Source organism: Actinomadura logoneensis (assembly GCF_003428695.1).
Taxonomy (GTDB): Bacteria; Actinomycetota; Actinomycetes; order Streptosporangiales; family Streptosporangiaceae; genus Spirillospora; species Spirillospora logoneensis.
Window position 1 is genome coordinate 1 of sequence record NZ_QURH01000253.1, and the last position, 8,798, is coordinate 8,798.

Here is an 8,798-nt window from a genome sequence, read left to right on the forward strand (position 1 = left end):
CGGTCTCGCGACGGACGCGCTGATCGCGGCGGGCGCCCGGGGCTGGACGCACGCCGCGGTCTCGGGGGCCGCCGCCCTCGTCGCCGCCGCGGTCCTGGTGCTGCTGGAGCGCCGCGGCGGCGCGGAGCCGGTCGTGAATCCGGCCCTGCTGCGCAGCCGCGGGGTGCTGGTCGGGCTCGGCGTCGGCGCGGCGGTCAACTTCGCGCTCACCGGCGACCTGTTCGTGCTGCCGCTGACGCTGCACCGGGGCCCGGTCGCGACCGGGCTGGCGCTGCTGCCGATGACCGTCCCATTCATCCTCGGCCCGCCGGTCACCGGACGCGTCGTCGCGCGTTTCGGGCCGCGTCCGGCGCTGCTCGGCGGGACGGCCCTGCTGACGGCCGGGGCCGTCCTGCTCGCCTCGCACGTCCTCACGGTCGGGCTGCTGCTCACCGGGTGCGGTGTCGCGCTGGCCCTGCCGTCGCTGGCGGCGGCGGTCATGTCCGCAGCTCCGGAGGGCACCGCCGGTGCGGCGGGCGGCCTGCTCAACGCCGTCCGGCAGAGCGGCGCGACGCTGGGGGTCGCGGTGGCGGGGGCCTTCGCCGCCTCGCATCCCTCGGTGGCGCTGCTGGTGCCGGGCGTGGTCTGCGCGGCGGCCGGACTGACGCTGGCGGCCGTCCGCCGGAGCTGACCGGCCCCTCCCCGAGCGCGGTCAGCGTCCCCTGCGGCGGATCTTGATGTCGCGCATGTCGGTGACGGACGTCTTCAGGACCTCGTACGGGTGGCCGTACGCGTCGAGGGCGGCGAGGGCGGCGAGGCCCGCGTCGTCCTCGTCGTCGTCCGGGCCCGCGGGGACCTGGACGCGGAAGGTGAAGACGGAGAGCGAGCCGTCGCAGGAGAACGTGCCGCGCTCGGTGAAGGCGGCGTCGAAGGGGTCCACGGAGCGGAGCCCGGCGCGCGCCCGCTCGTCCAGCTCGCCGAACCTGCCGCGGATCGACACGCGGAACACGTTCATCGGGGGTCGTCCTCCTCGGGCCGGGTGGCGTAGGCCAGGACGCGTTCGCCGAGCAGCGACTCCATGACGTCCAGCAGGTCGAGCATGGCGGCGGCGATCTCGCCCGGCGGCTCGTCGCGGGCCGTGCGGTCGGCGATCTCGGCGAACATCGTCTCCTGCGTCCAGGCGATCTGCGCGGCGACCAGGCCGGGCACCGGGTCGTCCGGGGACGCGCCGGACGCGGCGGCCAGTTCGGCGGCCAGGGTCGCGCGCATGTCGGCGCCGAGCCGGTCGAACCGGGCGAGCAGCGTCGGCGACTCGCGCACCATCCGCATGAACCGGCCGTAGCCGAGGGTCAGGCCCACGCTGCGGTCGCGGCGGCGCAGCTCCTCGCGCAGGTTCCGCAGGACGGCCCGCGCCGCCGACTCGCCCGGCGCGCGGTCGCGGACGAACGCGGCGAGCCGGTCGGCGGACGCCTCCCCGCCCCGCGGCAGGACGAGGTCCTCCTTGGCGACGAAGTAGTTGTAGACGGTCTTCACCGACACGTCCGCGGCCTCGGCGATCTCGGCGATCGTGACCGCCTCGAAGCCGCGCTCCACGAACAGCCGGGTCGCGACCTCGGCGAGGTGCCGCCGGGTCGCGCGCTTCTTGCGCTCACGCAGGCTCTCCGTCACGCCGCTCACCTTACACCCCATGCGAAACTTTCAATGCATTGTATTTTTCGCATCTGTTGTGCTTTCATCCCTGCCATGACTCCACCCGTCCTCGACGTCCAGGGCCTGCGCCGCACGTTCCGGCTGCGCTCCGGGACCGTCCACGCGGTCCGCGGCATCGACCTCACGGCCGGACGCGGCGAGATCCTCGGCGTCCTCGGCCCGAACGGCGCCGGGAAGACGACGACCGTCCGGATGCTCGCCACGCTGCTGCCGCCGTCCGGCGGGCGCGCCGTCGTCGCGGGCCGCGACCTGCTCGCCGACCCCGCCGGGGTGCGCGCCCGGATCGGCTACGTCGCGCAGTCCGGCGGCCTCGACCCGAACTGCCCGGTCGGCGAGGAGCTGGTGACGCAGGGCCGCATGCACCGGCTGCCGCGCGCCGAGGCCCGCGCCCGCGCCGCCGAGCTCGCCGCCGACCTGCGCCTCGACGACCTGCTCGACCGGCCGACCGCCGCGCTCTCCGGCGGCCAGCGCCGCCGCCTGGAGATCGCGCTCGGCCTGGTCAACCGGCCCGAGGTGCTGTTCCTGGACGAGCCGACCACCGGCCTGGACCCCGGCAGCCGCGCCGACCTGTGGGACCTGGTCCGCCGCGTCCGCCGCGACCACGGCACGACCGTCCTGCTGACCACGCACTACCTGGACGAGGCCGACGCGCTCGCCGACCGCCTGGTGGTCGTGGACGCCGGGGCCGTCGTCGCCGAGGGCACCCCGGCCGAGCTCAAGGACCGGCACGGAGCCGCCACCCTCCAGGACGCCTTCCTCGCCATCACCGGACGCGCCTCCGACGCGCCCGCCACCGTCTAGGGACCCGCCATGAACCGACTCCTCACCGACACCGGCGTCGTCTTCGGCCGCTCGGCCCGGCAGACCCTGCGCTCCAAGACCGCGCTGACCTTCGGGATGCTCCAGCCGCTGCTGTTCCTCGCCCTGATGGGACCGCTGCTGGCCAGGGTCGACCTGCGGACCGGCGGCACGTCCTGGCAGGCGTTCGTGCCGGGACTGCTCGTCCAGCTCTCGCTGCTCGGCGGGATGTTCGTCGGGCTCGGCATCCTGGTCGAACGGCAGGTCGGCGTGATCGACCGGATGCGGGCCACGCCGCTGCACCCGGCCGCGCCGCTGCTCGGCCGGGCGCTGCGCGACGTCGTGCAGCTGGTCGTCCAGGCGGCGCTGCTCGTCCTGCTCGGCGTGGCCTTCGGCCTGCGCGCGCCGATCGCGGGCGTCCTGCTCGGGTTCGTGTTCGTCGGGCTGCTGTCGGCGGCGCTGGCGCTGCTGTCGTACGGCCTGGCGATGAACGTGCGCACCGCGCCCGAGTTCGCCGCGATCGCCAACACGGCCGTGCTGCCGCTGATGCTCCTCGCGGGCCTGCTGCTGCCGATGACGCTCGCGCCCGGCTGGCTGGACGCGGCGTCCCGCGCCGTCCCGTTCCGCTACACCGTGGACGCCGTCCGGCACCTGTACCTCGGCGAGTACACCGACGGCACCGTCCTCACCGGGCTGGCCGTCACCGCCGGGCTGACCGTCATCGGCCTGCTGGGAGGGCTCGCGCTCTTCCGCAGGTCAGGCCATACTCCGTGATTCCTCGGAAAAAAATCCGGTGTCGTGTCGATTCGGCCGCTCCTCGATCGACGCCCTGGTGAAGCGACACCCGAGAGCGAAGGAGAGCACGATGCGGTTCCTCATGATGACGGTCGACGACGGCACCCCGCAGGGCCCGGTGGACGACGAGCTCCAGGCCCGCATGGGCGCGTTCATCGCCGAGATGAGCCGGTCCGGCGCGCTGCTGGCCACCGGCGGCCTCGACCCCCGCGCGACCCACATCGTCGCCAAGGACGGCAAGGCCGAGATCGTGGACGGCCCGTTCAGCGAGTCCAAGGAGTTCGTGGCGGGCTTCGCCCTCGTGGAGACCCGCTCCGAGGAGGAGGCCATCGAGCTGTGCCGCGGGTTCTGGGCGATCGTCGGCAGCGGACGCGGCACCATCCAGCGTGTCTACGGCCCCGACGGCGACTGACCGCCCGCCGGACCGGCCGGCTCCCCCGCAGGCACGCCCGCACGTCCCCATGTGCACCCGCACGCCCGCACGCGCACCCCGCGCGGCGGGCGTGCCGCCGTTTCCCCCACCTCGTCCGACCGCCGGGCGGCACCGAGATCGTGTTGCCGTCTCGGGCTCCAGGTGCTCTCATCGGGCGCGTGAGGGATGTGAACCGGACGATCGACGCGGTCTGGCGGCTGGAGGCGCCGCGGATCATCGCGGGGCTCGCGCGGCTGGTCAACGACGTCGGGCTGGCCGAGGAGCTCGCGCAGGACGCGCTGGTCGCCGCGCTGGAGCAGTGGCCCGACCAGGGCGTCCCCGACAATCCGGGCGCGTGGCTGATGTCGGTCGCCAAGCGGCGCGGGATCGACCGGATCCGGCGCGAGCAGACCTTCGCCCGCAAGGTCGAGGAGATCGGCCAGGCCCTCGAGGCCGAGACCGAGATGCCCGAGCCGGACGAGATCGCCGACGACCTGCTGCGGCTGGTGTTCACCGCCTGCCACCCGGTGCTGTCCCGGCCCGCGCGGATCGCGCTGACGCTGCGGATGCTCGGCGGCCTCGGCACGGACGAGATCGCCCGCGCGTTCCTGGTGCCCGAGGCGACCGTGGCGCAGCGGATCGTCCGGGCGAAGAAGACGCTGAGCGCGTCCGGCGTGCCGTTCGAGGCGCCGCAGGGTCCGGAGCGCGCCGCGCGGCTCGACTCGGTGCTGGAGGTCGTCTACCTGATCTTCAACGAGGGGTACGTCGCGACGGCCGGGAGCGACTGGCTGCGCGTGGACCTCTGCCAGGAGGCGCTGCGCCTCGGCCGCCTGCTCGCCGGGATCGCGCCCCGCGAACCCGAGGTGCACGGGCTGGTCGCGCTCATGGAGATCCAGGCGTCCCGCACGCGCGCGCGGATCGGCGCGGACGGCGCTCCGATCCCGCTGCCGGAGCAGGACCGCGCCCGCTGGGACCGGCTGCTCATCGCGCGCGGCTTCGCCGCCCTCCTGCGCGCGCAGGAACTCGGCGCGCCGTCCGGGCCGTACGTGCTGCAGGCCGCGATCGCCGCGTGCCACGCGCAGGCGGCGACCGCCGAGGAGACCGACTGGGAGCAGATCGCCGGGCTGTACGAACTCCTCGTGCGCGTGGCGCCGTCCCCGGTCGTCCAGGTGAACCGGGCGTTCGCGCTCGGCATGGCGTTCGGCCCGCGCCGGGGCCTGGACGTGCTCGACGCGCTGGCGGACGAGCCGTCCATGGCGAACTACCACCTGCTGCCGAGCGTCCGCGGCGACCTGCTCGCGCGGCTCGGCGACCGCGCGGACGCGGCGCGCGAGTTCGCCCGCGCGGCCCGGCTGACCCGCAACGACGCCGAGCGGGCCGTCCTGGAGAAGCGGGCCTCCGAACTTTCTTAGAAAAAACTCCCGGCGGATGTCGATCCGGGCGGCGGCCGATCGACGCACTGGCGAAACGAAGAACAGAACGGAAGGAAGCCCGAGATGACCACCGCCACCACCGCCGCCGCTCACACCTCCGCCACCCCCGCTCCGATCCGCTCCCGCCGCCGGACGATCCTGTGGGGCTTCCAGATCCTCATCGCCGCGTTCCTGCTGATCGGCTCGGCGATGCCGAAGTTCGCCGGGCAGAAGGACGCGATCGAGACCTTCGCCAAGATCGGCGTCGGCCAGTGGCTGCGGTACGTGACCGGCGCCGTCGAGGCCGCCGGCGCGATCGGGCTGCTGGTCCCGCGGCTGGCCGGGCTCGCCGCGACCGGGCTCATCGGGCTGATGATCGGCGCCGCGGTCACCCAGGTCGTCTGGCTCGTCCCCGGGTGGGCCGCCTTCCCGCTGGCGCTCGGGGTGGTCTTCGCCCTGGTCGCCCACGACCGGCGCGCCGAGACCCGCGACCTGCTGCGCGGCCTGGTGCGCGGCCTGCGCAAGTGACCACCGCCCTCAGCGGAGAGACCGGACGGACCGGGCGCCCCACGCGCCCGGTCCGTCCGGTTTCTCGTGATTCATCGCCGTACCGCGGCGATGCCCGCGGGCTGGACGGTCGCGGCTCAGGACAGGCGTTCGGCGGTGAGGAACCCGCTGCGCGTCCCCTCCGGAGCCGGCCTGCCGTAGGACGCGGCGACGTCGGTGAGGGCGTGCCGCTCGGTCCGCCAGCCGTGCTCCTCCAGCCAGGACGCGGTCGCCTCGCCGAGACCGCCGTTCCACAGCGGCCCGGCCCGGAACTGGTCGGGATTCCGCCGCGCGTGCTCCAGCAGCCACGCGGTGCCCGCGCCGTCCTCGGCCGCCAGCCGTCCGCCGGGCACGGACTCCGCGCCGATGCCGCCGAGCAGCGCCGCCGCGTCGCCGGGGAGCAGGTAGATCAGCAGGCCCTCGACCAGCCACGCCGTCCGCCGGGACGGGTCGAACCCGGCGGCCCGCAGCCGCCGGGCCCAGTCGTCGCGCAGGTCGGCGGCGACCGTCGTCCGCTCGCAGCGCGGCTCGGCGCCCGCGAGCGCGGCGTCCTTGAAGTCGAGCACGTCCGGGAGGTCGACCTCGAAAAGCCGCGTCCCGTCCGGCCAGTCGAGCCGGAACGCGCGCGTGTCGAGCCCCGCCGCGAGCAGCACGACCTGCCGGATCCCGGCGGCCGTGGCGGCGCGGAGATAGTCGTCGTAGAACCGGGTACGGACGATCACCTGAAGGACCATCAGATCCCGCGCCGGACCGCCCCGGACCGGCGCCGCGGGCGGACCGGCCGCCGCGAACGCCTCGGCGAACGGGTCGGTGAGGATCCGGTCGGCGCGCCGGTGCTCGGCGGCCCGCACGCGGGCGACCGCGAGCGCCGTCCGCCCCACGCCCCGCAGTGGCTCGTCCATTCCGATCACCCTACTCCCGGGACGGAGACCCCCCACGATGAAGATCTCCTACGTCGTCACCGGAGGCGGTCGCGGCATCGGCCGCGCCGTCGTGTCCCGCCTGCTGGCCGCGCCGGACGCCGTGGTCGTCGCGGTCGAGCACGACCCGGACGCGCTGGACTGGACGTCCGGCGAGCCCCGGGTGCACGCGGTGACCGGCGACGCCGGGGACGAGGAGACCGCCGAGCGCGCCGCCGACCTCGCCGAGTCCGCCGGGACCCTGACGGGCTGGGTGAACAACGCGGCGGTGTTCCGCGACGCGTCCCCGCACACCGCGTCCGCGCGCGAGCTGATGGACCTCGTCGCGCTCAACCTCGGCATGCCGGTGACCGGCTGCACCACGGCGATCCGGCGGTTCCTCGCGGCCGGGACCCGCGGCGCGATCGTCAACATCACCTCGCACCAGGCCCGGCGCGCCGTCCCGGGCTGCGTCCCGTACGTGACGGCCAAGGCCGCGATCGAGGGGCTGACCCGCGCGCTCGCCGTCGAGTACGGGCCGCACGGCATCCGGGTGAACGCCGTCGCGCCCGGCTCGGTGCGCACCGAGCGCTACGACGCGCTGCTCGCCGGGCTCGGCCCGGAGCGCGCCGCGGACGTCGAGCGGCAGATGGGCGACCTGCACCCGCTCGGCCGCGTCGCGCTGGCCTCGGAGGTCGCGGCGGCGGTCGCCTACCTGCTGTCGGACGAGGCGTCCTTCATCACCGGGGCGACCGTGCCGGTGGACGGCGGCCGTTCCGTCCTGGCCCAGGACCCCGAGGCCCGCTAGGACGCCAGGGCGGTGAGCGGCCAGGACGCCGGGGACCGGCTGGGACGCCGGGGACCGGTTGGGACGCCGGGGGCGGCGGGCCGGGGTCCGGCTAGGACCTCGGGTCGGGCACCGGGGCCAGGAAGGTGAGCGGGAGGAAGCGGGTCGTCACGGACGACGAGCCGCCGTCCCCTCCGGAGCCCGCGCCGGTGTCCGCGACGGACGGCCCGCAGAGCGCCTGGACGACGTGCGCGCCGAGGGCGGTGTCGATCGGACCGGCGATCGGGACGCCCTGGCCGTCCAGGCGCTGGAAGCCCGTGCGGTTCATCGCCACCGTCAGCTGCCGGTCGCCGTCCTGGCTGGTCAGCGACTGGGTGGCGGCGCCCCAGACGGCGCCGTCATAGCCCCAGAAACGGCCGCAGGGCAGGTTCAGGGCGTAGAGGCCGAGGCCGGAGTCGAGGACGGTCCGGCCCGCCGCGTCCCGCACCGGGATCGTCCGCTGCATCTCCGCGAGGGCGTTCTTGCTGGTCAGCCTGCCGGTGAGCAGGTCGCGGTAGAAGTGGTCCAGGTCGTCGGGGGTGGAGACCAGCGAGCCCGCGGTGGACGCCCAGCTCATGTCGTACTCGCTGTAGTCGCGGGCCGGGTCGGCCGCGCCGTACAGCGACTCGTACATCTTCGCGTGCGGGCGGCGCAGGGACGGGTCGTCCCCCGGGAAGTAGGTGTTCCTCAGCCCGGCCCGCCGGATCACCGCCGCCGTGACGTGGTCGGCGGCCGGCCGGCCGGTGACCTTCTCCAGCAGCAGCCCGAGGATCACGTAGTCGGTGCGGGAGAAGGACCAGGTCTGCCCCGGCTCGCCGGTCGGCTTGGCCGCCAGTCCCCAGGCGGCGAGCTGCCTGGCGCCCAGCCTGCGGTACCGGCCGGCGTCCACGCTCGACGCGGACGGGTCGGCCAGCGACGGGAACGCGGCGGGCAGGTAGTCGCCGATGCCGCTGGTGTGGGCGAGCAGCATCCGGACGGTGATCTGCCGCCCGCGCGGGCCGGGGACCAGGTCCGGCAGGTAGCCGCCGATCGGGTCGTCCAGGTGGACGCGCCCCTGGTCGACCTGCTGCAGGACGGCGGTCGCGACGAACGTCTCGGTGATGCCGCCCACGCGCTGCGGCATACCGGGCCGGACGGGCCGTCCGGTCGCGGTGTCGGCGACGCCGGACACGCCCTCCCAGGTCAGGCCGCCGTCCCGGACCACCGACGACAGCCCGTACATCCCGGCCTCGTGGGCGGCGTCGAGGGTGGCCTGGAGCTTGGCGTGGTCGAGCGCGGCCGTCGTCGGCTGCCCGACCGTCGGGGCCTCCCGGCCGCCCTCGACCGGGCCGCTCCGCGCGGACGGCGCGGGGCCGTCCGGCGGGGGCGGGTTCAGGGGGCTGCCGGGGGCGGCGGGCAGAGGAGCGGTCCACGGAAGCGGC

General features: G+C 75.3%; 11 protein-coding genes. 7 read left to right on the forward strand and 4 right to left on the reverse strand.

Annotated elements, in window-relative coordinates; all coding sequences use genetic code 11:
* Positions 1-670, forward strand: a 670-nt coding sequence (locus DZF91_RS14825; protein ID WP_117358055.1) for an MFS transporter, incomplete at its 5' end; no start/stop codon positions are given.
* Positions 671-691: 21 nt separating this feature from the next.
* Here the strand turns inward: DZF91_RS14825 and DZF91_RS14830 are convergent.
* Together DZF91_RS14830 and DZF91_RS14835 are read right to left on the reverse strand one after the other, a co-directional pair.
* Positions 692-994: a DUF6204 family protein gene (locus tag DZF91_RS14830; RefSeq protein WP_117358056.1), complete on the reverse strand. Its 303-nt coding sequence runs from the start codon at positions 992-994 to the stop codon at positions 692-694.
* Positions 991-1,647 (reverse strand): TetR/AcrR family transcriptional regulator, encoded by a 657-nt coding sequence (locus tag DZF91_RS14835; RefSeq protein ID WP_117358057.1) that lies wholly within the window; start codon positions 1,645-1,647, stop codon positions 991-993. The genes DZF91_RS14830 and DZF91_RS14835 overlap by 4 nt, the downstream gene beginning before the upstream one ends.
* A gap of 75 nt (positions 1,648-1,722) precedes the next feature.
* Between DZF91_RS14835 and DZF91_RS14840 the strand changes: the two genes are divergently transcribed.
* The 5 genes from DZF91_RS14840 (at position 1,723) to DZF91_RS14860 (ending at position 5,634) form a co-directional block, all read left to right on the forward strand.
* Positions 1,723-2,490 (forward strand): ABC transporter ATP-binding protein, encoded by a 768-nt coding sequence (locus tag DZF91_RS14840; RefSeq protein WP_117358058.1) that lies wholly within the window; start codon positions 1,723-1,725, stop codon positions 2,488-2,490.
* Between the two features lie 9 nt (positions 2,491-2,499).
* Positions 2,500-3,261 carry an ABC transporter permease gene (locus tag DZF91_RS14845; RefSeq protein ID WP_117358059.1) on the forward strand — a complete coding sequence of 254 codons (762 nt, stop codon included), beginning with the start codon at positions 2,500-2,502 and terminating at the stop codon, positions 3,259-3,261.
* A gap of 91 nt (positions 3,262-3,352) precedes the next feature.
* Positions 3,353-3,694, forward strand: coding sequence for a YciI family protein (locus tag DZF91_RS14850; RefSeq protein WP_117358060.1), 342 nt, complete (start codon positions 3,353-3,355; stop codon positions 3,692-3,694).
* A gap of 179 nt (positions 3,695-3,873) precedes the next feature.
* A complete protein-coding gene (locus DZF91_RS14855; protein ID WP_235834298.1) occupies positions 3,874-5,106 on the forward strand; it encodes an RNA polymerase sigma factor in 1,233 nt (410 codons plus the stop codon).
* Between the two features lie 84 nt (positions 5,107-5,190).
* Entirely contained in the window at positions 5,191-5,634 is a 444-nt protein-coding gene (locus DZF91_RS14860; protein ID WP_117358061.1) for a DoxX family protein, read from the forward strand.
* Positions 5,635-5,750: 116 nt separating this feature from the next.
* Here DZF91_RS14860 and DZF91_RS14865 read toward each other — a convergent pair whose 3' ends face one another.
* On the reverse strand, positions 5,751-6,554 hold the full coding sequence (locus tag DZF91_RS14865) for an SAM-dependent methyltransferase (RefSeq protein ID WP_117358062.1): 804 nt from the start codon (positions 6,552-6,554) through the stop codon (positions 5,751-5,753).
* A gap of 37 nt (positions 6,555-6,591) precedes the next feature.
* Between DZF91_RS14865 and DZF91_RS14870 the strand changes: the two genes are divergently transcribed.
* A complete protein-coding gene (locus tag DZF91_RS14870; RefSeq protein WP_117358063.1) occupies positions 6,592-7,359 on the forward strand; it encodes an SDR family NAD(P)-dependent oxidoreductase in 768 nt (255 codons plus the stop codon).
* Between the two features lie 91 nt (positions 7,360-7,450).
* Here DZF91_RS14870 and DZF91_RS14875 read toward each other — a convergent pair.
* Positions 7,451-8,798 (reverse strand): serine hydrolase domain-containing protein (locus DZF91_RS14875; RefSeq protein WP_147341157.1); only part of this gene is annotated, 1,348 nt, incomplete at its 5' end.

Excerpts from the sequence above, each read along its gene's own strand:
- DZF91_RS14830 (WP_117358056.1), bottom strand. The coding sequence starts at position 994 with ATGAACGTGTTCCGCGTGTCGATCCGCGGCAGGTTCGGCGAGCTGGAC.
- DZF91_RS14850 (WP_117358060.1), top strand. The coding sequence starts at position 3,353 with ATGCGGTTCCTCATGATGACGGTCGACGACGGCACCCCGCAGGGCCCG.
- DZF91_RS14840 (WP_117358058.1), top strand. The coding sequence starts at position 1,723 with ATGACTCCACCCGTCCTCGACGTCCAGGGCCTGCGCCGCACGTTCCGG.
- DZF91_RS14845 (WP_117358059.1), top strand. The coding sequence starts at position 2,500 with ATGAACCGACTCCTCACCGACACCGGCGTCGTCTTCGGCCGCTCGGCC.
- DZF91_RS14860 (WP_117358061.1), top strand. The coding sequence starts at position 5,191 with ATGACCACCGCCACCACCGCCGCCGCTCACACCTCCGCCACCCCCGCT.
- DZF91_RS14870 (WP_117358063.1), top strand. The coding sequence starts at position 6,592 with ATGAAGATCTCCTACGTCGTCACCGGAGGCGGTCGCGGCATCGGCCGC.
- DZF91_RS14865 (WP_117358062.1), bottom strand. The coding sequence starts at position 6,554 with ATGGACGAGCCACTGCGGGGCGTGGGGCGGACGGCGCTCGCGGTCGCC.